Source organism: Paenibacillus sp. Soil766, assembly GCF_001428105.1.
Taxonomy (GTDB): domain Bacteria; phylum Bacillota; class Bacilli; order Paenibacillales; family NBRC-103111; genus Paenibacillus_E.
In genome coordinates this window covers 779-27,196 of record NZ_LMSJ01000022.1, presented here as the reverse complement: position 1 = coordinate 27,196, position 26,418 = coordinate 779, and the positions used below count along the sequence as shown (strand labels likewise).

General features: G+C 47.4%; 15 protein-coding genes. 12 read left to right on the top strand and 3 right to left on the bottom strand.

Annotated features, from left to right (window positions below):
• Positions 1-8: 8 nt before the first annotated feature.
• The 8 genes from ASG89_RS17020 (at position 9) to ASG89_RS16985 (ending at position 15,394) form a co-directional block, all read left to right on the top strand.
• Positions 9-1,607 (top strand): extracellular solute-binding protein, encoded by a 1,599-nt coding sequence (locus tag ASG89_RS17020; RefSeq protein ID WP_057311899.1) that lies wholly within the window; start codon positions 9-11, stop codon positions 1,605-1,607.
• A gap of 87 nt (positions 1,608-1,694) precedes the next feature.
• A complete protein-coding gene (locus ASG89_RS17015; RefSeq protein ID WP_082593346.1) occupies positions 1,695-3,119 on the top strand; it encodes a glycosyl hydrolase family 28 protein in 1,425 nt (474 codons plus the stop codon).
• A gap of 40 nt (positions 3,120-3,159) precedes the next feature.
• The gene (locus tag ASG89_RS17010) at positions 3,160-8,082 is read left to right on the top strand and encodes a discoidin domain-containing protein (RefSeq protein ID WP_057311898.1); all 4,923 of its coding nucleotides are present in this window, start codon (positions 3,160-3,162) and stop codon (positions 8,080-8,082) included.
• Between the two features lie 287 nt (positions 8,083-8,369).
• Complete coding sequence (locus tag ASG89_RS17005) at positions 8,370-10,502, top strand: RICIN domain-containing protein (RefSeq protein ID WP_057311897.1); 2,133 nt, start codon at positions 8,370-8,372, stop codon at positions 10,500-10,502.
• A 364-nt stretch (positions 10,503-10,866) separates the two neighbouring features.
• Positions 10,867-12,714, top strand: coding sequence for a glycoside hydrolase family 97 protein (locus tag ASG89_RS17000; protein WP_057311896.1), 1,848 nt, complete (start codon positions 10,867-10,869; stop codon positions 12,712-12,714).
• A 150-nt stretch (positions 12,715-12,864) separates the two neighbouring features.
• Positions 12,865-14,304 (top strand): glycosyl hydrolase family 28 protein, encoded by a 1,440-nt coding sequence (locus tag ASG89_RS16995; protein WP_057311895.1) that lies wholly within the window; start codon positions 12,865-12,867, stop codon positions 14,302-14,304.
• Positions 14,297-14,605, top strand: coding sequence for a hypothetical protein (locus ASG89_RS16990; RefSeq protein ID WP_235549800.1), 309 nt, complete (start codon positions 14,297-14,299; stop codon positions 14,603-14,605). The genes ASG89_RS16995 and ASG89_RS16990 overlap by 8 nt, the downstream gene beginning before the upstream one ends.
• A gap of 123 nt (positions 14,606-14,728) precedes the next feature.
• A complete protein-coding gene (locus ASG89_RS16985) occupies positions 14,729-15,394 on the top strand; it encodes a rhamnogalacturonan acetylesterase (protein WP_082593363.1) in 666 nt (221 codons plus the stop codon).
• Between the two features lie 194 nt (positions 15,395-15,588).
• Here the strand turns inward: ASG89_RS16985 and ASG89_RS16980 are convergent, their stop codons facing one another.
• Both ASG89_RS16980 and ASG89_RS16975 read right to left on the bottom strand, forming a co-directional pair.
• Positions 15,589-16,641 (bottom strand): Gfo/Idh/MocA family protein, encoded by a 1,053-nt coding sequence (locus ASG89_RS16980; RefSeq protein WP_057311892.1) that lies wholly within the window; start codon positions 16,639-16,641, stop codon positions 15,589-15,591.
• Positions 16,642-16,668: 27 nt separating this feature from the next.
• The gene (locus ASG89_RS16975; protein WP_057311891.1) at positions 16,669-17,556 is read right to left on the bottom strand and encodes a sugar phosphate isomerase/epimerase family protein; all 888 of its coding nucleotides are present in this window, start codon (positions 17,554-17,556) and stop codon (positions 16,669-16,671) included.
• Between the two features lie 127 nt (positions 17,557-17,683).
• Between ASG89_RS16975 and ASG89_RS37725 the strand changes: the two genes are divergently transcribed.
• The 3 genes from ASG89_RS37725 to ASG89_RS16965 all read left to right on the top strand — a co-directional run bounded on the left by ASG89_RS37725 (position 17,684) and on the right by ASG89_RS16965 (position 19,481).
• Positions 17,684-18,112 (top strand): AraC family ligand binding domain-containing protein, encoded by a 429-nt coding sequence (locus tag ASG89_RS37725; protein ID WP_321166514.1) that lies wholly within the window; start codon positions 17,684-17,686, stop codon positions 18,110-18,112.
• On the top strand, positions 18,037-18,567 hold the full coding sequence (locus tag ASG89_RS37720; protein ID WP_235549799.1) for a helix-turn-helix transcriptional regulator: 531 nt from the start codon (positions 18,037-18,039) through the stop codon (positions 18,565-18,567). Before ASG89_RS37725 ends, ASG89_RS37720 begins: the two co-directional genes overlap by 76 nt.
• 377 nt (positions 18,568-18,944) lie before the next feature.
• The gene (locus ASG89_RS16965) at positions 18,945-19,481 is read left to right on the top strand and encodes a group II intron maturase-specific domain-containing protein (RefSeq protein WP_057311890.1); all 537 of its coding nucleotides are present in this window, start codon (positions 18,945-18,947) and stop codon (positions 19,479-19,481) included.
• Positions 19,482-20,142: 661 nt separating this feature from the next.
• On the opposite strand, the gene ASG89_RS16960 is transcribed toward ASG89_RS16965, so the two are convergent.
• Complete coding sequence (locus ASG89_RS16960) at positions 20,143-22,392, bottom strand: AraC family transcriptional regulator (protein ID WP_057311889.1); 2,250 nt, start codon at positions 22,390-22,392, stop codon at positions 20,143-20,145.
• A gap of 3,586 nt (positions 22,393-25,978) precedes the next feature.
• Here ASG89_RS16960 and ASG89_RS16945 point away from each other — a divergent pair.
• Positions 25,979-26,418 (top strand): RICIN domain-containing protein (locus ASG89_RS16945; RefSeq protein ID WP_235549798.1); only part of this gene is annotated, 440 nt, incomplete at its 3' end.

The following is a 26,418-nucleotide window of genomic DNA, read 5'->3' as shown; positions in this document are numbered from 1 at the left end:
ACAAAAGAATGAGTAACAGAAAGAAGACTTGGCTGGGCTTGACGGGCGTCGTATTGTCGATGTCGCTTGCCGTCACCACCGGGTGCAGCAAGCAAAGTGATGGGGGAGCTACCCCGCAAACGTCCGCAGGCACTTCAGCATCAGCACCTGCGATCAATGGAAAACCGATTGAAATTGTTTGGTCAAACAATTTCAATGCCCCGGAATCCGAAGAAAACCTGGTGCAGAAGAAGATTGAAGAGAAGTTCAATGTCAAGATCAAAACGGTTAAATTCGAACGCCAAGGCTGGAAGGAAAAATTCAATGTTCTGCTTGCCTCCGGACAAGTACCGGATATCTTCCCGATCGATGCGAATGAAAACGATATGGCCGCTTGGGCTGACCAAGGTGTTATCGCCAATTTCTCTCGGAATGAGCTTAAAAAGAACATGCCGAACTATATGAAAGCACTGGAGACCACGGATGCCGGCGCTTGGGAAGTCGGCTTCTACAAAGGGAAGGACTGGGGGATTCCGAAAGTGTGGCCGAGCGGCAGTTCCAGCTTCATCCCCGGTTACAATGAAGCTTGGCTGAAGAAGGTCGGCTACAACGAGCCGCCGAAGACGCTTGCGGAGCTGGAGGATGTCCTCACGAAATTCGTCAATAACGATCCAGACGGCAACGGCAAGAAGGATACATACGGTATGTCGGCCAGAGGGAAGCTCCCCATCCAGATGTTCACTTCCGTATTTGCTGCTCATGGCGTAAATCCGTACGCGTTCAAGCTGGGTGCAGACGGCAAGGTTGTGTATGGTGGCATCACCGAAGAAACTCGCACAGCGCTCAATCTTCTGAACAAGTGGTATAAGTCCGGGCTTATCGATCCTGAGTTTCTGACGACCGACAACAAACAGCTCGATGAAAAATTTGCCAATCAAAAGATCGGTATGGTCGAAAACATGGGATGGGGTAACTTTATCAAGACGTCCGGATTTATTACGAAGTCCGCATTGGAAAAGGGTCAGAACGTCATCGCAGGAAAGCCGGTTGTAGGCCCGGCCGGCAAAGCATATAGCTGGTCTTACGGCGCGCGTCAAGCCCCCGTGCTCTTAGGTGTACATCTTGAGAAAGATGAAGCGAAACGGGTTAAGATTGAGCAAATCCTAGACTTCCTTGCAACAAACGACGAGTACTGGTTGTTGACTGTATACGGCGAAAAGGGTAAAAACTATGATCAGCCGAACGGCGACTATGTCGTCGCCAAGACGGAACCTGAAGCCGCAACTGCTAAAGTCGGAGCCGGCAGCTTCTACAACCCGCTTACTTCCGTAGATACTGCGAAGGAGAAATATAATACGAGTAATGAACTGCGGGAGCTGAAGGCGAAGCTGGATGTCGGTTATGAGCCGTTGAGAGACGTTCTTGGACCTGCCATATTGCCGGCCAAGGCGAAGTACTGGGCAAATCTTCAGACACTGCAGGATAAGTACTTGATAAAGGCAATCATAGGAGAAGCGGATTCAGACAAAGCATTCGACACTTTCAAGGCGGAATGGTTGAAGTCCGGCGGACAGGAATTGACAGACGAAGCCAACAAGGTATATACAGAGCGTAAGGCTGTGAAGTAATCTGGATCATGCATGAACTTATTTGACCGGAACACGTCTCACGTGTTCCGGTCAAACCGATACTACTCCAAGCAAGGTGGGATATCGATGACCGTTTCGTCAAAGCGAATGACCATATACCCGGCTCCCGAGGGGGCGGCAGGTAATTCCAATTATACCGTGCGTGTTCGACAAGATCAGGATGAATGGCGGCCGTTGTTCTGTTACAACGTGAAGGTAGACATGCACGATGTCCGTAACACCTCCATGGTCTATTTCGATTGCGCCGGTACGGTTGAAGTCGAGGTGGTCAAGAATGACGGAGAGATTCGGGACGTGGCGATCCGCCCTGCATCCGCAGGGATTGACGGCGTTGTTAACGGTAACCGGGTGACATTCACAATGGACGGTCCCCGCAAGCTTTCGTTTGAGGTAAATGGAGACCGCTTTCATAATTTGCACATATTTGCCAATCCGATCGAGGAAGGCGCGCCGAACCCTGCCGATTCGGGTGTCTTCGTTGTTCAGCCGGGCATTCACAGGACGGAACAACTTCAGAGCCTGATTTCTACAGAGGTATCCGTCATATACTTCGAATCCGGCATGCATGTTCTGGAGCATCCACAGCTACGTATTCCTTCTGGAGTCACGGTATATGTCGCCGGAGGAGCCGTCGTTGCTGGGGCATTCGTATGTGATCGTGTACAGGATGTAACCATCCGGGGACGCGGAATTGTCTATATGTCCGATTTCGAGAAGACGACGTATTACCGTGCGGTCAAAATCATGTTCTCTAAGCAGGTTACGATAGAAGGAATCATTGTGGTCGATCCACCTCACTATACCGTATTCATCGGGAAATCCGAGCATATCACGATCCGCAACATCAAATCATTCAGCACTAGAGGGTGGTCGGACGGCATCGATATGATGGCAAGCAGCCATGTGAACGTTGACGATGTGTTCTTGCGAACGTCCGACGATTGCATTGCGATTTATGGAAGCCGCTGGGATTATCAGGGGGACACACGGGATGTCACAGTCCGAAATTCCGTCTTATGGGCGGATGTGGCTCATCCGATGAATGTCGGCGGGCACGGCAATCATGAGAAAGGGGACATCGTCGAGAACATCCTGTTCGAAAATATTGATGTGCTCGAGCATCATGAGCCGCAGCCGTACTATTGGGGCTGTATGTCGATTAATTGCGGCGACAACAATACGGTCAGGAATGTGACTTACCGGGATATCCGAATAGAACAATTCGAGCTCGGACAACTAATCGACATCCGCGTACTCTTTAATCCGAAATATAATCCATGCCCCGGCTTCCGGGTGGAGAATATTTTCTTTGACAATATAGCGTTCAACGGAACTTGCGACAATCCGTCGGTTATTGCGGGATTCGACGAGTCCAGAATCGTGAAGGGGGTGAAGTTTCGGAATTTGCGTATCAATGCTCGACACATTCTCAGTCCGGAGTCTGGCAATATTCGGATTGAGGAGCATGCACATGATGTAACATTCACCTAATGTAAGACGGATGAACAAATTGAAATGGAGGATTATCATAATGGTGCGGAACAGAAGATCCGGTAAAGCTTGGCAAAAATTGCTATCCATCCTCGGTATCGTCAGCATGATCGTCATGCTCCTGCCGGTATCGGCGGGAACGGTTGCGGCGGATACGACCTCGCAATCTCTTATGACCGATTATTTGCCGACGATTAATGAAACAATTGATGCAAGCGGTTTCAAGCATCCCGGCGTCGGGCTGACCAAGGAAATACTCGAGAATTTGCAAACAGAGGTTCGGGCGCAAAAAGAGCCTTGGATGACCTACTTCAACCAGATGACGACGTCGGGTACCGCTTCGAGAACGGTTACATCCAGCAAATCGGGCGACACTTTCAACAGCCAGGGCTTTAACGGAGGATTCATAGCGGATGGCTTGAAAGCGTATACCCAGGCTCTTACGTATGTGATAACGGGGGATGAGGTTTATCGGGCCAATGCGATGCGTATTATCCGCAACTGGGAGCAGATGGACCCGACGAAGTATGCGTATTTTACCGATGCGCACATTCACACAGGGATTCCTCTCTACCGGATGGTTACCGCCGCAGAAATCTTGCGGTATTCCAGCACGCAGACGCCAGAACTGGTATGGACGGACAAAGATACGGCTGATTTCACAAATAACTTGATCGTTCCGGTTACCGAAACCTTCAATCATACGAATTACCGCTTTATGAACCAGCATCTATATCCGCTCATCGGATCCGTATCCGGGTATATCTTCTCCGGCAACTTGGGGCGCTATCAGGAGGCTGTCGAGTGGTTCACGGTGAATAAGACGGCTGTGGATCAATACATGAACGGTTCCATCAAGCAATTGTTCCGGTTGGTCGATACGAATGCGGCGACAGGCGAGAAGGTGGATACCCCTCAGGTGCAGATTGTGGAGATGGGCAGGGATCAGGCTCACAGCACCGGCGACGTCATCAATGCCTCCATTTTGTCGCGTCTGCTGCAGGCCCAGGGAACTAAGGTAGATCCCGTAAATGGTACGGTATCGACTGCGGAGAATGCCGTTTCCACGTATGATTTTCTTGGCAAGCGTATCCTGCAAGGGGCCGACCATTTTGCCCGTTATATGCTCGGCTACGATACGCCTTGGATCCCAACGGAGGCGCGTATTGATTCGGATGGAAACCCGGTTATTTACAAGATTTTGAGCAGCAACTATCGCGGAAGAATCGGCGGCAATGTTTATGATCTGTATTATTACTATAAGTATGAGCAAGGTTTGGACATAGAGCAGGCCGCTCCGTACTTCGCCGAAATGTTTAAGAAGAAGCTGCCTTACTACTGGGAATCACCGGATGCCGGAGGAGAATACTGGCTGTACATCCCCAAGGAAGCCGAGGCCGAGGGAGCGACCTATCTTCCTAAACCTCAAATCGGGAATTTGCGGGAGATCGAGGCTCGGTTTACCCGTTTTGACGGCAATTCGACTGCCATGCAAGAGGGCGATGTTTCCTTCGTCCGCATCACGGCCACGGAAACCGGGAGCAAACTGGCATTGGTTGGTTCCGAAAGCAGTACGAGAGCGATCGGATACAAGATTCGTACGAACGGCGTGGCGAAGCTGGAAGCCTTCGGCCAAACCATTGCATTGCCGGATACCAAGGGGCAATGGAGATATGTATTTTATAATCTCCCGGTTTTTAATGGGCTGAACAACCTGTCTTATTTCACAGTTATAGGCAACGGCACGGCGGTCGATATCGACCATATCAATGTCAACGCAGCGAACGAACTTACGCCGCCGTTATTTACGGCCGGAGCAGCCCCTTTGAAGCTATTTGCCTATGTAGGGTCCGGGGCGACGCTCCATTATGAATTCTCGGCAGCGGACGCAGGCCCATCCGATGTTGTGACCTATCAGATTGACAACGCGCCTGAGGGCACCGTGTTCCATACAAACACCGGCATATTTGAATGGAAACCGGCGAAAGCTGGAACGTATGCTTTCGTTGTGGAGGCTTCCGACGGCACGACGATATCCACCCGGGACGTCACGGTTATAGTCACGAACGACCGGCAATCGGCCGTGGAGGCGGCCATCGCTCCCTACAACGCGAATATCCGCTATGTATGGTCAACGCTTGATGCGTATAATCAAGCATACAATAGCGCCGTGAACGCGATCACAGGGGCCACGGATGAAGTCTTCTACCAGAAGCTGAAGGACCTGGATCAGGCCGTACAAGGCCTTCGGGAGACGACGCCGCTGCTCGCGGACGGCAGCATGAATTACAGGGATATGTTTGTGTCGTCTACATTCACTGCGGGCACTTGGCTGGACGAATCACCTGATACGTTTGTAGCCTACACGACGGCACAAAATTTATCGCATTTTATGGACTTCGGGCCCAGCTTCCGGGTATCGGCCCAAGCCTTCGGGCTTCAGGTGCGTGCAGGTTTCCCTGAACGGATCGGCGGCGTCGCCGTATTCGGCTCCAATGACTACGAGAATTGGACCCGTTTGACGCCGGAGGAGACAATCGTGACGTCAGATATGCAGACCTTGACAGTGCCGCAAGAACTCCGGAATGAGCAATTCCGTTTTCTGAAAATCCAGATGGTTAAGCCGTATTATCAACTGTTCGCAGGACCCCCTATCATTGAATTGTCCGAATTCCGGATCTTCGGTGAGCGTCACGAGGTCATCAACAAGCTCTCCAAGGTTTCCATCGGCTCGAACCAGGCTTTTGGGGGACGCATCGTCTTGGGAGATACGGTGAAATTATCGTTCCAATCGACGGAGAACATTCAAAATTTGAATGTCAAGATTCAGGGACAACCTGCAACCGTCCGTACGGATGATGGTCGAACCTGGACGGCGGAAGCGGTAATGGGACCAGGATCCGCGCCGGGCGCGGTGAAATTTAACATCCAATATCAGACAGCGAGCGGAATCATTGCCGCAGAAACGTTGTTCACGACCGACGGTTCCCGCTTGATATTGGCCGATGAATCGGACCTGATCCGCGATATAACGTCAATCGCTGCAGTGAGCGATTCCTACGGCAGATCGCCGGCAGATGCTATCGCAATCGCGAACAGGTTATTTGATAACAATCCGATGACGGATACCGATTACCGCCTGAACGGCAGCGGAGCCGGATCTTGGGTCCAATTTGACTTCGGGCAAGGCGGCTATGCGCAATTGTCGTATGTGGAGCTGCTGGCAAGACAAGACGGGTACTTCAGTAGAATCAACGGCACGGTCATTCAGGGCTCCAACGACAATGCGACGTGGAAGACCATCTCATCGGCAGCGGTGCCCACGAAGGATTGGCAAATCTTGTCGATTAACGACAAGCAGCGTTACCGGTATATCCGTATGTACAATGGGAACGCCTGGTTCGGGAATATGTCGGAAGTGAGATTCCACGGTGCAATGGATTACGATACCGCCTATTTCGATTCCAAAGTAGTTGCGCCGGACGGCTATACCAAGCTGAGCTACTATCTGTATCAACAGAAAGTAAACCAGATCAGGGCGGAATTGGAGCAACCGGACGTCAACAAGATGGCCATTCTGAATCAATTGCTGGAGGCCAAAGCGATTCTTGTGCCGATCAGCTTCATCAATCAGAAAGTTGCCATAACCCCTTCGATGGTCACGGCGTCTACCGTATCGTGGGACGGCAAGTACACCGCTGGGCAAAACGGATGGCGCGCATTTGACGGCGATCAGAATACGTTCCCGGACACGAAGACCGCCGCCGGCTGGGTGACCGTTGATTTGGGCGCAGAAAACGCTAAGACGATTGTCGGCATCAAGTATATCCCGCGGTCCGGTCAGGCGTCCCGAATGAACGGGGCGATCATCCAAGGCTCCAAAGACGGGTTTACCTATACCAGCATCTATACAATCAGTGGCGTTACAGAAGTGAAATGGTATACGCAAGTGATTAACAACAACACGCCATACCGTTATTTGCGATATTACTCTTCGACCGGCAATGCCAATGTCGGCGAGCTGGAATTCTACGAGAAAATCGTGGACCGTACACTGCTAACTTTCTTGCTGGATCAAGCGGATCAAGTCGCCGCCGATCGTTACACGGACGACAGCTATGCGGCTCTGCAAACTGCGGTCTCGAACGCAAAGCTGGTTGTTTCAAACGCAACAGCAACCCAAAGCGACCTCGACGCAGCTGCCGACAGCTTGAAGACCGCGCTGGACAGCTTGATCTACAAGATTGCAGCTTCCCTCGATCCTGCCGAACCGAACGGGACGAATGATTGGTACACAACGCCGATTACCGTCACGTTGTCGACATACGGCAAAGCGGAATATAGTTTTGATGATAGTGGGATGTGGCAAAGCTACTCTGGACCGGTAACGTTAAACCAGGACGGCAACTATTCGGTCAGCTACCGATCCAGGAACGAAGCCGGGAATGCGGGGAGCGTTCAAACGGTCGCCGTCAATCTGGATGCGACCGCTCCGACGATTACAGTAACCGGGCTGGTGTACGGCTCGTACAGCAATGCCGTGGATCTAGCACCGGCCCTTGTGCTCGGTGATAATCTGTCCGGAGTCGACAACAGCAAGACGACGGTCACATTGGACACGTACGGCATGCAGCCGGGAACAACGGTTCCGTTGTACACATTGCCGTTGGGTTCGCACACGCTGATTGTGACCGCAAACGACTTGGCGGGGAACACAAGCAGCAAAACGGTGACATTCGAGTCGAAGGCCAGCATCGAATCGATGAAAGATTTGGTTGCACGATTCAAGAATGCGGGATGGATCGATAACGCAGGCATTGCGAACAGCTTGCAGAGCAAGCTGGCAGCGAACAGTCTGGCCGCGTTCGTTAACGAAGTACAGGCGCAGAGCGGCAAGCATATCTATACGCAGGCCTCACAGTATTTGCTTCGAGATGCCGGTTATTTGCTGAACAATCCGTAAATAATTCTTAAGAAAGATTTCCTCCCAAGGCCGGCACTAGGCAGCAAGACGCTTGTGCCGGCTAGAGGATTTAAGGGGGTGAATAACATGTAGGAGGATTGGATAACGGCCGTCATGCGAATCTTACGTTGGAGTTTTTTTAATTGAAAGGAGGGAAATGCCGTAAATAGCTATAAAGAAGAAAACGCTGCCAGATTTGGACGGATGTCGGTTCAGAAGGGCAAAAATGGATAGCGATTCGATGGCATGCTTGGATCCAATTTCGCTAAAAAAAGGAGGACAACGAAATGAATCCCTTTATGAAGAAAAGTTGCTCCAATAGGATGGTTTTTGGAATTATTTGTATAGTATTGGTGATGACGAGCTTCTTTGGAATCGGCAGCCAAACAGCGAAAGCGGCTGTTTCACCGCTGATCACGCCTTATAAGCCGCAGGTCGTCAATTCGGATGCCAATGTGTCCTATAAGGATTCCTCCGGAAACACAGTAACGGGAACCATTCACCATCCTGGCATTGCAATGAGGCAGGTCGATTTGGACAACATGCGCGATCATGTAAGAGCGGGGGATGAGCCATGGAATACGGCGTTTAATGCCTTTGCCGCCGATTCTCAATCCAGTAAAACGCCAAGAATCTATTATGAAAATAATTACATCTTTAAACACATTCAAGGACCTTGGGGGTTTACCGACCCCGAGACGGGTAAGTATTACAGTAATCCCAGCGAATATTTAGGAACGCGTGCCAATACCGACTCTGAGACCGCTTTCATGCAGGCGATCATGTGGTATATAACAGGGAATGAAACGTATCGCGCCAATGCCATGAAAATTATCAGGAGTTTTTCTGCTGCAGTGGATTGCGTTACCCATTCGAACTTCCGTCTTGCTACGATGAGTTATCTTCTCTCGGCAGCGGCGGAAATCTTGCGCTATTCCGATACGCCTACGGCGAGTGAGAAATGGACGAATGCGGATACGGCGAATCTTACCCATCTCATGGACATCGTTTCCGTCACTTATAACGCTCATACCTTCTTTATGAATCAGCATCAGTTCACTGTGATGGGAACGATGGGAAGAGCTATCTTCACCAATAATCTGCAGCTTTACGATGAGGCTGTGGAGGCTGCGACCGTAAATACCGCAGGCGATCAAGGGGGAAGAAACGGTTCTATTAAGCATCAGATGCGGTGGATGACGACAAATGAGCGGACAGGAGCGGCATTGGATCCGGCGGATTACCATGTGCAGGCCATCGAAATGGGGCGCGATGTAGGGCATTCCTACGGCAATGTCGGCGGACTGTCTTCATTGGTGCGAACCATCTATGCCCAAAGCACGAAGGTTGACCCGGTCACCGGAGCAAGGTCTACAGCCTCCAATGCGGTGGATGTGTTCAACTTCCTGGACGACCGGCTGCTGGCAGGAACGACTTATTTGCTCAAGTATCATCTGGGTTACGATGTGTTATGGACGCCTGCACGGGCAAACCAAAGCAGTACGATTCAATATTACGATACGATCAATGCAGACGGCAGAGGCAGAATCGATGCTTACTTCAGTGTTTTATATAACTATTACAAATATATCGAAAATAGGGATATGACCCAAGAGAAGTACAAATATTTGGCCTATGCCTACGAAACGAGAATGCCTGAGGTTGCAGGAAAGGATTATCCGCTTTTCATGCTGCTGTACACACCTGATGCGGCCAAGACGGTCAGCTTGAGCAACAAGATCACGTTAGGCTCGATTTCGGGATTGACAGCAACTGCAGCGGGTGAGAATACGATCTACGTAAGTTGGTCGGGCGTGTCAGGTACGCTTGGATATAACATTTACCGATCCACAGATCCGAATGGCACTTTTGTAAAGATTAACAGCGCCCCTACTACAGCGAGAGTATATCGCGATACAAACTTGACCCTTGATACGATCTACTATTATCAGGTAGAAGTAGCCGGAGGATCGAAATCCTCTGCCGTATCTGCAGCTACGGGAGGAACTTTGGGGACTGCTTCGGTCAGATTCAGTAACGCCGCCACCGGCTTGTATATCGATGGGATGGGCCGCACGGTGAGAGGCTCCGCTGCCGGACAGTGGAGCTCCAGCACCAGCAATAATCAGCGGTGGATTGAGGAAACGGACGGGAGCTATGTTCGATTTAAGAATGTCGCAACGGGACTATACCTGGACGGTATGGGCCGCACGACAAACGATTCGACTGTCGGACAGTGGAGCTTAAGCACCAGCAATAATCAGCAATGGTCTGTCTCGATTGAGGGCAACAATGTGCGGATCCGAAACCGCGCTTCGGGGTTATATGTGGACGGGGTGGGCCTGACGACCAACGGGTCTGACCTAGGCCAATGGGGAGTAGGCAGCAGCGCCAACCAAAGATGGCAGATTGTAGACTGAGCATACTGACTGAGTTTATACCGCTCATTTCCGTTCGGAGGTGAGCGGCTTTGTGTTGCCTTACACTCTATACCGAAAGGGCAACAATGTACGTTTAAGAGGAGAGAAGATATTGTTAATAAGATTTCGGCGATATCCATCGGAGGGTTCTTTGAATGATCAGTGATCCAAATTTTGACGACAATATCCGAATAAAAGACATTATGAGAATTCAACTGGAGATTCTAAAGAAATCAAAATAAAATTAATGATTTTGAAATTGATGAAATGAGCATGATTTGCTAAGCTAAGCCTGCCACATTCCTTTAGGTTATTCCGATCTACTCTAACACGGAATGAATATATATTTTGAGGTGAAAGTACGATGATAGAAGCATCATATGCAGGGAATAGTATTTGCTTAAGTTTAAATAGTGGTGGAAAAATGTGGTATACCGTTAAGCGTAACGGAACTGAGGTTGTTCTGCCTTCAAGGCTTGGACTGCATCTTGCCAATGCCCGTCCATTATGTGACAGGTTTACGATAACAAAAGTAACCAAAAGAAATGTGGCAGGTGCGTGGAAACCTATATACGGTGAGCGGGCTGAAATTGACGATAGTTTCGAAGAGGCAATTGTTTGCGTGGAAGATGACTTGGGACGGAGAATGGAAATACGGTTACGTGCCTATTTTGAAGGTACCGCATTGCAATACGTTATACCGGAGCAGGAAAAGTTGAAAAATTTCACCATTATTCAAGAAGATACAAGCTTTGCCTTTCCGGAAGGAAGTCTTGCATGGGAAGAGCATGGAGTAGAAGGGGAATACGCTGTAAAACGAGTCAGTGATGTGAGCGGCTATTGTGAACGTCCACTCGTTGTGCAATTACCGGAATGTGGATATGTTCTTATTCATGAAGCAGGGCTGACAGATTACGCAAGAATGTTGATTGTAAAGGATGAAGAAGCCGAAAACACATTAAAAGTGCATTTGTCAGGACATTTGTGTGGGCTTTTCAGTGTGAATGATTATGTAGGATATGGGTTTACTTTAAATAAAGACGAAACGGATAGTCTAGTTTCAAATGTAGAGGGAAAAACGCCCTTTGCAACACCTTGGCGAACTTTCATACTTGCAGATCAAGCAGCGGAATTGCTATGTCGGAGCAATATGGTACTTAACCTAAGCGAGTCTGGCAAAGTTGAAGATTTCCGATATGTAAAACCTGGGAAGGCGTTGCGGGACATGATGCTGTCTACAAGAAGTGCGTTTGACTGTATCGATTTTTGTGTAGACCATCATTTCCAGTACGTTCTATTTGATGGAGGCTGGTATGGATCGCTTGATTCGGAAAATAAAGCAATCGATCCTAGAAGAGAAGACCCTGACAGAGATTTGGATCTAAGGAAAGTCATTTCATATGGCAAAGAGAAAGGCATTGGAATATTCCTTTACGTTGATAGAACTGCTGCAGAACCGTATTTGGATGCTTCTCTGCCTGTATGGAAAGAGTGGGGGATAGCGGGCATTAAATTAGGTTTTGTGAAAGTGGGGCCTCAAGAGTGGACGCGTTGGCTTGTAGAGGCGGTAAAAAAGTGCCATGAACATGGGTTGATGGTCAATATTCATGATGCCTATCGCCCTACAGGCCTTTCACGTACCTATCCCAATGTGCTTACACAGGAAGGGATTCGGGGAAACGAGCATTTTCCCACAGCCAAACATAACACGACATTGCCCTTCGTACGGTTTCAGGCTGGAGCAGGCGATTATACGCTTTGCTATTTTGATAAACGATTGAAAGTGACACATGCTCATATGCTGGCTATGGGCGTTATTGTGTATAGTCCAATGCAGATGATGTTCTGGTATGACAAACCTTCGGATTGGCATGGTGAGGAGGAAATTGAATTCTGGGAGAAAATACCGGTAACTTGGGACGAGTCAATTGGCATATCGGGTGAGATCGGAGAGTATGCAATTATTGCAAGACGCAAGGATAGCGATTGGTTTATAGGATGCATTAATAATGAGAAAGTCCGTACTGCTAAAATTCCTCTACATTTTCTGGATGCTGAGAATAAATATAGTGCACAGATTTATGAAGATGTATCGGAACTTGATACTCGCACAAAGGTGGGTATTAGATATGTCGAGGTTACCAAAGATTCCATACTTGAGTTTCATTTGGAAAGCTCGGGAGGAACAGCTATTTATTTAAAACCTATGTAATGTATAAAGATAACCTAAAGCAATCAGCTGTGGATTAAATTAAGATAATTGATTGAGTTTAAGCCGCTTATTTCCGATTGGGGATGAGTGGCTTCTCTGCTGGACCATTTACTGTCATACATCAAAATGAACTCCGTTGGAGGTACCAACATGTCAAAGGAAACAAAGCTAATTACGTATCCGGGCCCTTCGGGGGTAGCGGAAAATCACGATTTCACGGTCAGGGCAAGACCGGCGGGCGGCGAATGGGAGCAGCTCTTCGTCTATGATGTCAAAGTCGACATGCACCAGGTCCGGCATGCCTCCATGGCGATGTTCGATTGCTTGGGCACGATTGAGATTGAGGTTACGAAGAACGATAGGACAGTAAACGACTGCGTAATTCGTCCGTTGTCGTGCGGTGTTTCTTACGTGCTTAACGGCAACACGATCACTTTTACCATTGACGGCCCGCAAAAGCTGTCGGTGGAAGTGAACGGTGACAGGTTCCGTAATTTGCATCTGTTTGCCAATCCGCTCGAGCAGGATGCGCCGTCCCCTGACGAGTCGGGCGTCGCTTTCGTCAAGCCGGGCATCCACCGGACTGAGGACCTTCTTGCGCTGCTGATGGCTGCGGGAACAGACGGCTGCGAGACGCATACGCTCTATTTCGGGCCGGGCATGCATCATTTGGAGGAAGTGATTTTGCGCATCCCGTCGGGGAAGACGGTTTACATAGCCGGCGGAGCGGCGGTCGCGGGCTCTATGGTCTGCGACTCCGTCAGCGATGTCACTGTCCGCGGAAGAGGCGTTCTTTACTTGACTGAATTCGGGCGTTTTTCCGCTTTTCGCGGGGTGCGTATCATCTTCTCCAAGCGGATTCGCGTCGAGGGAATTGCACTCATCGATCCTCCGCATTACAGCATCTATATCGGCAAGTCCGAGCAGATCCGGATTGCGAACTTTAAAGCGTTCAGCACGAAAGGGTGGTCGGACGGGATCGATATGATGGCCAGCTCGGATATCGAGATCGAGGACGTATTTATGCGCAATTCCGACGATTGTATCGCGGTTTACGCCAGCCGTTGGGATTATCAGGGAGACACGCGGAATGTTGTCGTCCGCAATTCCGTCTTATGGGCTGACGTGGCTCATCCGATGAATGTCGGCGGGCACGGCAATCACCATAAGGGGGACGTCATTGAGAACATCATGTTCGAAAATATCGATGTGCTCGAGCATCATGAGCCGCAGCCCGACTATCGGGGCTGTATGTCGATTAATGCCGGCGATAACAATACGGTTAGAAATGTGACCTACCGGAACATCCGGGTTGAACCGTTCGAGCTCGGACGGCTGTTCGATATCCGCGTGCTCTTTAACCCGAAGTACAATCCGGTGCCGGGTAAACGGATCGAACAGATCCGCTACGAGAATATTTCCTGCGTCGGGGACTGCGGCAATTTGTCACAGATCGGCGGATATGATAAGGACAGGACGGTCGAGCATATCGTATTCAAGAATGTCGTAATCAACGGGAAGCCGGTGACGGACGCCGAATCGGGCAACATCCGGGTGCTTCCGTTTGCTGGCAACATCCGTTTTGAATAATTCAAATATCATACCAAACGATAAGGTGACGAACGAAGTGAACCGTGGACAACACCATTCTGGGAGAACTGTATTCCGTGAAAGCGCAAAAGTCGTCTTCAGCGTTACGGGGCCGGCAGAACTCGTTGCTGTGGATAATGGCGATCTCAGTTCAAGTGAACCATATAATAATAATAGAATGCATCTGTACCATGGATGTGTCAGTACGGTTATTCGGCTTACAGGTGAACAAGGGCGCGTAGTATTATCCGCTGCGTCAGAAGGCATGTATCCTGCCAGGCTGGTTATCAATGTGAATTAGTCTTCAGAACGTTTCAATAACGGTATTATGCTAAAGCGAAGCGATGATGGCTGTTATGTCGTGAAAAATAAGATATCCCGCTGACTGCTGCGGGGAGAAAATTAATAATCGGTGGTGGATGTTTTGGAAAAACAAACGATTTATTTGGCCGGCGATTCGACAATGGCGGATTATCCGCCTACATCGTACCCCATGCAAGGTTGGGGGAATAAGCTCCATCTATTTATACCCGATTCCGTTCGAATTGTGAATAAGGCTATGTGCGGTAGAAGCGCCAAGAGCTTTATCGAGGAAGGCAGGCTCGAAGAAATTTTAACCGTGATTAAGCAGGGCGACTACTTTTTTATTCAATTTGGTCACAACGACAGTAAGGAAGATGCCGAAAGGCATACAAGTCCCTGGAGCACGTACCATCGGTATTTGCAGCAATATATCGACGGAGCGAGAGAGAGGAGAGCTCATCCCGTCCTTATCTCGCCTCTTTGCCGCAGACATTTTGACAATGACGGTCTATTGATCAACACGCACGGCGATTATCCTCGGTCGATGGAAGCGCTGGCCGTACAGAAAAAAGTCCTTTTCATCGATTTGTGCGGCCGAAGTGCTGTCGCATTCAAAGAAATGGGAGACACCAAATCAAGAGAATGGCTGACCTGGCTGCGCCCGGGCGAACATCTGAATTATCCCGAAGGGATCGAAGACAATACGCATTTGAATGAGCAAGGTGCAGAGGCTGTCGCACGAATGGTGGCTGAAGCCATCATCAAGTTGAACTTGAATCTTGGTTGAGGAGTCATCACTGAGTATGATGCCCTAGTGACGGAATTTATGAGAGAATAGGTGTTTGGTGCCCATTTTCCGGTAGATTCCTGTCGCAAGGTTTTTTTGCGTAAAACCTACTATTAAACGCATATAGATACTGTGATAAACCTAATGCGATATATAATTCCCCTATTCCGCCTGACGTTGGTACGGGCACAAGCTTATTGCACTGGCTCATCCTTCATGAAATCGGCGATCAGCACTTTTTGGCCGGTCTTCGCGCTCTCGAGGGCGGCGAGCACCATGGCCATGCTGTAAATATTGTCGCTGCAATCCGTTTCCGGCTTTCGGCTATACTCTAGAGCTGCAAACATATCGTCCAGACAGCCATAGTGGAACGTGTTGGCCATCTCCGGTAATACGCTGTCCACGCGTTCGAAATCACGAATGAATTTGCCGGTTTGATCGCCAGCTGCAACGACTTCCGCATACGGCTCCCCATGGCCGTCCCATATTGCAGTACCGCGTTCACCCGTAACCCGCCACGATGCTTCCCATGAGGTTAGCACGCCTTCCGCACACCATGAACCACGGTAGTTAAATACCGAGCCGTCTGACATTTCATAAATGCAGACAGCCATTGCATTTCCTGCATACCATGAACCGGGCGGATTAAACTCCTGACAATAGACGGACACCGGATTCGCACCGATTATGAACCTTGCTTGGTCAAAGGTATGAATCGCCATATCAAGCAACAGCGGGCTGTCCATCGCATCGCGGAAGCCGCCGAAATGAGCTCCAATGAAAAAGTCGGCGCCGACAAAGCCCGGTTTTCCGATTGTACCTCCAGCGATTAGATTGCGATACGCCCTGATACGCGGATCGAATCGGCGGTTTTGCATAACCGCATGCGTTCTTCCACTACTCTGCGAAATGCGAACGATATCGTTACAATCGCTCATCGACTCCGCAAGCGGCTTTTCGCCAAATACGTTACACCCCAGCTGCAAGGCTGTCGTGCTGACAGCGTAATGGCTTGAAGGAATGGTTACGTCAAACACCATGTTGGCCCCAGTCGTTTCTATTGCCTGCTTTACATCCGTAAAGGTTGGGCATTTAAGCTCCTTCCGCCCAGCCATTTCTTGCGCGAACTCCTCTTTAATATCGACAAGCCCGACGATTACGGTATCTTCTCTCCACTTTGCATAGTCCACCCATGTATTCGCCATGCCGCCGCAGCCAGCGACGATCACTCGATGCTTTATTGTCATAATGATCAGACCTCGCTTTCCCTCGGCTTATATTGGATTTGGAACATAATTGCCGCCACGGCAGCATTTCAAATAATTCAAAGCACTCACCTGGCCGGTCATCTCCAGCTTTCCACTGTAAACCGGATCATGCCAGCCTTCGATGTCGATTGTTCCTTTATAGCCGTTCTGTCTCAAAATCGTTATAATATCCGTCCAGTTGCTGTCGCCAAAGCCCGGCGTCCGGTGCCAAACATACTGCTGCTTACTGTGGACGCCATGCTCTTTTACGATATCCCAAGCAATCGTAGCATCCTTGCCGTGAACGTGGAACACCTTGTCTGCCCATTTGCGCAGCTGCGGAATCGGATCAATTAAGCTAACCATTTGGTGGCAAGGCTCCCACTCCAGTCCGATATTGTCTTCCGGTACCGCATTAAACATAAGCTCCCAGGCTGTCGGGTTATGCGCTATATTCCAATCACCGGTTGCCCATGTGCCGCCCATGTCGCAATTTTCGAAAGCGATCCGCACGCCCTTATCCGCCGCCCTGCGAGTCAACTCGCCGAACACTTCCTTAAATTTCGGAATCGATTCGTCGATCGGTTGGCCCCTCAGGCGGCCCGTGAATCCGGAAACAATATCAGCGCCGAATAAATGGGCATTATCGATAAGACGCTCCCAGCTTGCAAGCGTATCGGTGTTATCTCCATCTCCGGTCAGTGGGTTACCGAAAATGCTTACAGCAGGAACGACAAAATCATGCTTATCAGCAAGCGCTCTTACCCGCTTAGCCATTTCCACAAGATCCGTGCTGCCAGTCGTTTGCCAAAACGTTAAGTTAAACGATTCAAATCCATGCTTCACAATTTGCGGAATAACATGATCCGCGTTGCTTCCGCTTACAAGCGTTCCAATGCGCAGTATATTTTCCATCTTTGCAAATCACTCCAATATTGGCTTATAGTATTCGTAACAATTCCATTATAGCTAGGAGTTTTGTATATTACTCTAAACAATCTTGTGCAATACTAGTCTGATCTTGTGGTGGTGGATAAAGAACATGACCTATCCGAAGGAGCTTTGGGAAAATACTCGACTCGAGCATAAAACATATCCGATTCAGCTATTTCAAAATCGTTTCCCTAAAGTCAAATCTAATGATTGCATCTTATATTTGCATTGGCATGAGCATTTCGAGATCATCGTTATGAGAGAGGGCAGCGCAGTATTCCATATCGACAGCCGTCCGTATATCGTCAATGAAGGGGAAGTTATCATTATACCGGGCGGGAGCCTGCATGTTGGATACGCGCTTCACTATGGGAATGTTCATTATGATTGCATTGTCTTGAACGCGGCCCTGTTCAATGACTGGTGCATGATCCGGTTCATGCCCAGTTTGTTGCTCCATACTTGGAGGGACGACTCCGCTTTCCCGTCAAGCCGTCGGAGCAGGAGGAGTCCTGCCTCCGCTATTATTCATTGCTAGATGAGGCCATTGCCGAGCTGGCCGCGAAGCTTCCCGCTTATCAGCTCGTAGTGAAGTCAAAACTGTATGCGTTGTTTACGCTGCTCTCCCGTACCTTCATGGAGCAGCAGGCCACCTGTAAGCCGGCTGAGCCGTATTTCGTCAATCGTGATCGCTTTAAGACGCTTATTCAGCGCGTCGAATCGAATTTTTGTGATAAAATAACCGTTGAACAAGCCGCCAAGCAGGTCAGCCTTAACCCTTTTCACTTCTGCAAGTTATTCAAAAAACTGACGGGCCGCACCTTTGTCGAATACGTCAACGTCTGCCGCATGAACGAGGCGGAGCGGCTGCTCCGTGAAAGCAACGACACCGTCACCGAAATCGCAGCTTTGGTCGGCTGCGATAATCCGAACTATTTTACGAGGCTGTATAAGCAATATAAGGGGATGACTCCTTCACAAGCGCGAAAATAGGGCTGCTCCGAAAGGGAGCGGCCTCAACTGCATTCGATTGTTGCGAACGCTGAATTCGTATTGCTACAAAAGCTGAATGCGCGTCCATTGTACATTTTGTAGTAGAAACCTTACATAAGGCATAAAATGATGAGCTCTGTTGCAGAAATACAATCGAATGGGCTCCTTCTGTGCTTCCGTAGAGATGAAAGGTCAGTCCAGTTGCATAAACTGCTGCGGAGGTTAGCAACGCATCTCTTCGGAACGATTCCATTGCGCAATCTACAATGGAAGCAGCAATGCCTAACTAAAAATCCCCTGCAGTCGGATACGACAACAAGCAAGCTGAGTTTTTCCATGGCTCCGGCTTGCGATGGCCGAGCAGTAGGAATTCCCCTATGCGTTGGCGCTGCCGTAAGGCACTAGCTCCAGTTCACCGGCTGCCCTTCCAACTAGAACCGAACAAAACCAGGCTAATTGAATTCGGTCGTTTTGCAAGCAGACATGCTAAGGAAAAGAGTATGAGAAAGCCAGAAACGCTTTACTTTCTGGGATTTACGCATTATTGCACGCGAAACCAGAAAGGTAATTTTATGGTGGGGCGTAAAACGGAGAAGACGCGATTGAAGCGAAGTATTGGGAAAGTTCAGGAAACAATAAGGACAATTCGACATGAATCTATGAAGGCCCAAGCAGCTAAGGTTAACCAAATACTACGAGGACACTATGCATATTACGGTATGACAGGCAACATAAGGTGCCTTATCCAAGTGTACCAAGCAGCCGATAACTACTGGAGACGAATGCTAAGCAGTCGAAGCCAGAAAAGTCATGTATCTTGGGAGAAATTCGATCAATTGAAGTTAAAGTTTCCATTGTTGCGACCGAAGATATTTATCCCGTCTGATCGGATGAAATCTTACGCCATGCTGTGAAACCATTTCTGAAGAGCCCGGTGCGGGAAATCCGCACGCCGGGTTCTGTGGGGGTTCGGGCCACCAGTTGGGTGGCCTCTCTACCCGGAGGAAAAGCTGGAGATCGCATCAAACGCTTACCTATTGCTACTAATGCGCGATATATAAGTTCACAGGAATTTGTTGATTGCATGGGTTTATCTAAACTGTGGTCACATTCATTGGGTTCCGTTTTGCCACAAACATTGACGCTGGGTTGTATCAAGAGAGGAGAGTCTCCGTGGATTTAATAAAATACGGTGAGATACGAGGATTTTCTAAAGCTTTATCTACAATACCCTTTTATAGATACATAATGTATAAAATTACATTTGAGACATTAAATCCCATGACATCCCTTCCTCAATGGCTTTCGATACGTGCAGTTAAGTAAACCGGTTCAGGTAACTCATTAACGGGTAACGTTAGTTCAATGGATTGGTTTGAATGATACCAGAGCAAGGTACCATTCTTTTTTCACCAAGGAATACACAAGAAAATTACTATTGTGATCTTTTAATTCAAAGCGTGGGCTTTTCCTGGATTAGGAAAAGCCCCTTCTGCGCTATTCGCAGAAAGGGGCTATCATTAAAAAATAGTTTTCGGTGCTTTCGTTATTACATTAAAGGCGGCTTTTTTTACTTTACTTTCCTTTAAAATTGCTTCTAAATTGATTCGGCGTGACGCCATAGGCCTTTTTAAATAAGGTAAAAAAATGGCTGCGGCTTGAAAATCCCGACTTTTCCATAATCTCGTTAATAGTATCCTCAGATACGGCAATTTGATTGCTGGCATAGGTAATCCGGACATTATTGATATAGTCTGTCATAGAGATCAGCCTGTGCTTTTTGAATAATTTCCCCAGATAAGCCGGAGATAGGCTCACTTTTTCAGCTATGGTATCCAATGACAGGTAAGGGTTTCCAAAGTCTGCTTGAATTAATTGGTCAACGTCTTCCAGCAGCCGGATATATTTGTTATCCTTTTTGGACTCCAGCTCTTTGGACAGGTTCTCGAACAATTCAAAGAAATCAGCTTCGATTTTATCCAACGTTTCCATCTTTTGTAGGTTGGCCAAATACGTATTGAAATTAAAATTCACTTTAATGTGATGATTGGCTTCCAGAATTTCAATCGCATATCGGATGGATAACAGCAACCTGATAAGGACGGAATTGAGTATGGTATAGCTATATTGAGATGCATGCCGGATCATATCCGACAAAATATCTTTGGCCTCATCCGTTTGACCTTGGATTAGCCTATCCGATAATTCTTTTTCCTGGTCTTGCGGATATTTGAAATCATCCGTATTAATATTTAAGCTTTCGCTGAAAATGATGCTTTGATGCCCTAAAATCATTCTGTAATAGGATAAATCAAGCGTTTTCAAATAATGAAAATTCACATTCGACAAATCTTCGAATGCCTCGCTGATTGTAGCTGAGGTGGAGATGCCAAGATACTTGATTGTACAAATTTGGATTTGAGTGACAAGTGCAAACAAAGGCTCATCATTGAAAGGCAAATCGGAGGACTTGTAGTGAAGCAGTACAAGAACTTGGTCTTCTTCGACCTCTACACATTCATGTTCGTATGTTTCGGCAAGAATCTCCGAAATAATATTAACCAGTCCGTATTTCAACAATTGGCGGTCTTTCAGATTATATTTTGCGCAATAATTGCTATAGTTATCCAGTTTGATAAGAAGCAGAACATACCATTCGGTTGGCTCAAGCGCAATTTGAAACTTCGCAAACTGTTTGCGAAGGGAATCTGTTTGAATCAGATCGGCCGAATGAACCATCTGGCGTAAAAAATCTTGTTTTCTATAGTAGAACGCATTTCTTTGTTCGGATTCTAAAATTTTGTAATTTTCTAGCACCATATTGATGGGCTTGAAAAGTCTCCGTGCAAAATAGAGCGAAAGCAGGATGCTGCCGATTATGAAAAAAGATACAAGCAGGTACGTTTTTTTCTTCATCTTTTGAACATCTTGGACAATGGAGTCATATGGCGTGATGCTAATTAAATTCCAATCGTAAACATCCGTGGACGCATAAGTGACATAAGAATCCACGCCATTAACTTTGATTCGCATATTGCCTGCCTTTGCATTGGACGAGATAATTTGATGGATATACGAATTTCCGCTGAGATCGCTTAATAATGGATGCGAACCATCATCAGACAGCAGCTTCCCGTTATGATCTACAATAAAAATCCGGTTTTTATTGTTCGGATCCGAAGAACTGATGCTTTGCTTAATCGAATCCTGTGAGATATTCAAAATAATGGCTTCGCTCACTTTACCGCTTGCAACTTGAGAATCAAAGAACAAATAAGAATAAACGTAAATTTCCTTAGGGGCATTTGCATTAATATCCGCCATCAAATTTGGGATCTTCCGAAGCACAATGCTGTGTGAGCGGTTATGCTGGATATCGTCCAATATCGGGAAAATGCTTTGATCGCTGAAAGTCGTACGCTCATTAACGAAGACTTTACTTGGAATCGCATAAACCTTATCGCCATTATAAATATAAATGGATTGCAGGAATGGATATATATTTTTATAAGTTTGCAGTTTATTACTATATTTTATATAGTCTTCCGGATTGACGTCCGAATACAACAGATCTTTAATCGTATCGTCAAAAAAAGCGGTGGTTACCAAGGACTTGACCGAGTCAGCCATTAAACTGACATTACGGCTAGTATTCTGCAAGTCAGTTTTTTGTTGATTGTAAACCATATTTAAAGAAAAATTCACAAAATTCTGATTTAAAAATGAGGATTGTACAAATAGCAGCAAGACTGTACTGAGGAGGAAAGGCAGCAGTATCGTTATGAACAACTGATAAGGGTTCTTGAGTACGAACGATTTGAGCAATATAGTCAACTCCTATAGTACAAAGACTATCATAAACGATAATAAAGAATCAATCAGTAATATATTGATTTTGCCAATCCCTAATTTCTGAACAAATTCTTAAATTGCGTACTCGAATTTTACTCCAAACAGAACTTATCGCGAGGATAAGAAATTGTTACTGTCTGGCGCGGATGATATTGTTATGCCGTAAGGCACTGCACCCAATAGGGTAAAGTTTCGAGGATACTTTAGAAAGGTGGATTGATAAGAGACTAATCAGAAATACGGTTTCAAATTAATTTCCTACCCCAATATGCTATGGAGGAATGAAAAAATGATATTGAGAAGATGGAAACCAACGTTTATTGTTTTTCTCGCCATATTCTTATCTTTTAGTGGTTTCGCCACTCTTGTTGCTCCCAATCAGGCAGTAGCCGCAGTTCAGACAACGCTTTATGCTTCACCGACCGGAAGCGGCACTGTTTGCAGTCAGGCTTCGCCATGTTCCCTTGAAGGAGCTAGAGATCAAGCCCGCACTGTAAATGGTAATATGACTGGAGATATTATCATTAGNGGCACTGTTTGCAGTCAGGCTTCGCCATGTTCCCTTGAAGGAGCTAGAGATCAAGCCCGCACTGTAAATGGTAATATGACTGGAGATATTATCATTAGATTGTTGGATGGGACTTATACATTATCTTCTACGTTTCAATTAACGGAAAGCGCGACTGTACATGATTCGGGAACGAACGGCTACAACGTAATCTATCAAGCGGATCCCGGTTCACATCCTGTCATCAGCGGAGGCCAGCAAATTACAGGTTGGACGCAATATGACAGCGTGAAAAACATATATCGGGCTAACGTGGGAACTTCACTCAATACCCGGCAGCTTTATGTAAACGGCGTACGCGCGACCCGCGCCNGCAACGGCTTTTTCGCCCCTGATTCAACAATGGCCAGCTGGGGCAACAAAAGCAATATTGAAATCGTTTCCAATGTACAATGGAAAAGCTATCGTTGCGGCGTTTCCTCCATTTCCGGGACTTCTGTTAACATGCAGTTCCCGTGCTGGAAAAATGGCAGCCGGCAAGGGTCTAACAACTTCGGGAAGCCGTCGTGGGTTGAGAATGCCTATGAATTGCTCGATTCGGAAGGCGARTGGTATCTGGATCGTACTGCCGGCTATCTCTAMTACAAGCCTCTTGCGAATGAAAACATATCGACGGCTACAGTCGTAGCGCCGGTTTTGGAAACGCTTGTAAACGCAGCAGGGACCTATGCTACTCCGTTGCATAACGTGCAATTTTACGGCATCACCTTCGCCTATGCGACTTGGTTGCGAACGAGCACCGGGGAAGGTTATATTCCCACCCAGGCAGGTATGCTATTTTACGGTGTTAATGGCGGAGGAGGAAACGATTTATACAAAACGGCAGCCAATATCAACTTCTCGGCTGTTAAAAATGTAAGGTTGGAACGCAACACATTTACTCATTTGGGTGCAGCGGCGATGAATTTCGANTACAAAACGGCAGCCAATATCAACTTCTCGGCTGTTAAAAATGTAAGGTTGGAACGCAACACATTTACTCATTTGGGTGCAGCGGCGATGAATTTCGAATACGGGTGTCAARACAACACCGTTATCGGAAACGTCTTTCAGGATATTTCCTCATCTGCTATCTGGATGGACAACATCAATTATCAAGGGCATAACATAAGCGCCTACTACAATAATACGGATAGTGCAGTCACTTATAGTGGAAGCTTCTCTGGTTCTTACAATTGGCTTAATAAANCTATCTGGATGGACAACATCAATTATCAAGGGCATAACATAAGCGCCTACTACAATAATACGGATAGTGCAGTCACTTATAGTGGAAGCTTCTCTGGTTCTTACAATTGGCTTAATAAAAGCGATTACCACGATGATGTCACCCAAACCCAAAATAATGGCGATTACTTTCAGTTTACCTTTACGGGCTCCGGAGTCGATTATTACGGCATTAAAGAATCGACTACAGGCACCCAAGATGTGTACATGGACGGAACATTTAAACAGACGGTCAATGGTTATATAGCCAGCGGTCGCGGTAGTGGCAACCTCTACAGTATTACAGGGCTGACGTATGGCCAACATACGATAAAAGTCGTTAAGACGGGCGGGACCTGGATGAAGGTTGATATGTTTGGTGTTTACGCGGAAGCGGATCCGACTGTCAAAACCATTAAAAACAATACGATACAGAATAACTATATCGCGCAGACCGGTGTGGAGTATATGGATGCACCGGCTATCAATGTGGGGTATACGGAGGGTACCAACATTTCCCATAATGAAATCACAGACGTTCCATATGACGCGATTTCAATGGGCTGGGGTTGGGGATGGGCTGATCCTACAGTGGCCAAGAATAATACCGTTCAATACAATTATATACACGACGTGATGAATGTTCTAANGATTTCAATGGGCTGGGGTTGGGGATGGGCTGATCCTACAGTGGCCAAGAATAATACCGTTCAATACAATTATATACACGACGTGATGAATGTTCTAACAGATGGCGGCGGAATCTATACCTTAGGCGGACAACCGAACTCCTCCATCAATAACAACTATGTTCGTGAAGATAACGCGCATTACGGAGCGATCTATCTGGACGAAGGAACTNATCTATACCTTAGGCGGACAACCGAACTCCTCCATCAATAACAACTATGTTCGTGAAGATAACGCGCATTACGGAGCGATCTATCTGGACGAAGGAACTCAATTTTTTAACGTAAACAATAATCTGGTAGCTGACATTGGAAATGACGTGAATTGGGTGTATGTTCAAAACTATAACCCCGACAGTGCATCAAAAAATAATACAATATTTTCCAATTTTACGGCTTCAGTGAAAAAAACTGGTGATTGGACTAAGAATACGTACAATAGCGATAACCAAGTTGGCTTAACTACCAATGATGTATTTCCGKTGCAGGCGTACAACRTTGCGCTAAATTCCGGAATTGAGGACTCCTATCGGGATATTATACCGCAGTCCAACTTCTCATTGCCGGATTACCTTCTGCTTGCCAGTGTATACGTGGATACCAATGCGGTAAAGGTACCGATCCGCAGCGCTGGTGATGCGACCAAAACGGTATGGTTGGCTCCTTCAGGCACTACTACCTTCGCGGAAGGCAACACGATGACCAAGGCAGGCGGTACGGCGACCTCGATCTTTGTACCGAAAGCTGCCGGAGATTATAAGCTTTATGTTGTGGACGCACTTGGGAATCGTTCCGCAGAGTCCAGATTCCTCGTTAGACAGCAATGGAATTATATTGACGACAAAAATGTCAATGTAACCTATAGTCCCACATGGAGCAACTATAACAGTTCAAGTGATTACAGTGGTTCTGAATCGTATATCAACAGCGCCAATAGTTATGCGCAATATACGTTTAATGGAACGGGCGTTCGATATCTGAGCATGACACAACCCAACATGGGGAAAGTAGATGTCTATATCGACGGCGTTCTTGCACAGGCCGATATTGATGCTTANGAACGGGCGTTCGATATCTGAGCATGACACAACCCAACATGGGGAAAGTAGATGTCTATATCGACGGCGTTCTTGCACAGGCCGATATTGATGCTTATACGCCAAGCACAACGAAACAAGTTGTTCTGTATCAAAACTCCAATCTTCTGAATGGGTCTCACACCATTAAGGTCGTTTGCAAGGGAACCAAAAATGCTTCTTCTAGCAATACAATCTGTGCTTTGGATGCGTTCGCTTCTATTTCAGCTCCAGACCAAACCGCTTATTACAAGCTTGTGAATAAAAATAGCGGCAAGGTAATGGATGTAAACGGGGGTTCGCTTAATTCGGGCGCGAATATTATTCAATGGAACGACACAAGTGCCGTCAATCAGCACTTTCAAATTGTCAAAACAGCAAGCGGCGACTACAAAATCATAAATAAAAATAGCGGAAAAGTGCTCGATGTATCTGGGGGTTCCACTTCCACTGGCGCGAA

What these genes read in the sequence shown, in the direction of transcription:
- ASG89_RS17020 (WP_057311899.1), top strand. Translation starts at nt 9, where the DNA reads ATGAGTAACAGAAAGAAGACTTGGCTGGGCTTGACGGGCGTCGTATTG.
- ASG89_RS17015 (WP_082593346.1), top strand. Translation starts at nt 1,695, where the DNA reads ATGACCGTTTCGTCAAAGCGAATGACCATATACCCGGCTCCCGAGGGG.
- ASG89_RS17010 (WP_057311898.1), top strand. Translation starts at nt 3,160, where the DNA reads ATGGTGCGGAACAGAAGATCCGGTAAAGCTTGGCAAAAATTGCTATCC.
- ASG89_RS17005 (WP_057311897.1), top strand. Translation starts at nt 8,370, where the DNA reads ATGAATCCCTTTATGAAGAAAAGTTGCTCCAATAGGATGGTTTTTGGA.
- ASG89_RS17000 (WP_057311896.1), top strand. Translation starts at nt 10,867, where the DNA reads ATGATAGAAGCATCATATGCAGGGAATAGTATTTGCTTAAGTTTAAAT.
- ASG89_RS16995 (WP_057311895.1), top strand. Translation starts at nt 12,865, where the DNA reads ATGTCAAAGGAAACAAAGCTAATTACGTATCCGGGCCCTTCGGGGGTA.
- ASG89_RS16980 (WP_057311892.1), bottom strand. Translation starts at nt 16,641, where the DNA reads ATGACAATAAAGCATCGAGTGATCGTCGCTGGCTGCGGCGGCATGGCG.
- ASG89_RS16975 (WP_057311891.1), bottom strand. Translation starts at nt 17,556, where the DNA reads ATGGAAAATATACTGCGCATTGGAACGCTTGTAAGCGGAAGCAACGCG.
- ASG89_RS37725 (WP_321166514.1), top strand. Translation starts at nt 17,684, where the DNA reads ATGACCTATCCGAAGGAGCTTTGGGAAAATACTCGACTCGAGCATAAA.
- ASG89_RS16965 (WP_057311890.1), top strand. Translation starts at nt 18,945, where the DNA reads ATGCGTTGGCGCTGCCGTAAGGCACTAGCTCCAGTTCACCGGCTGCCC.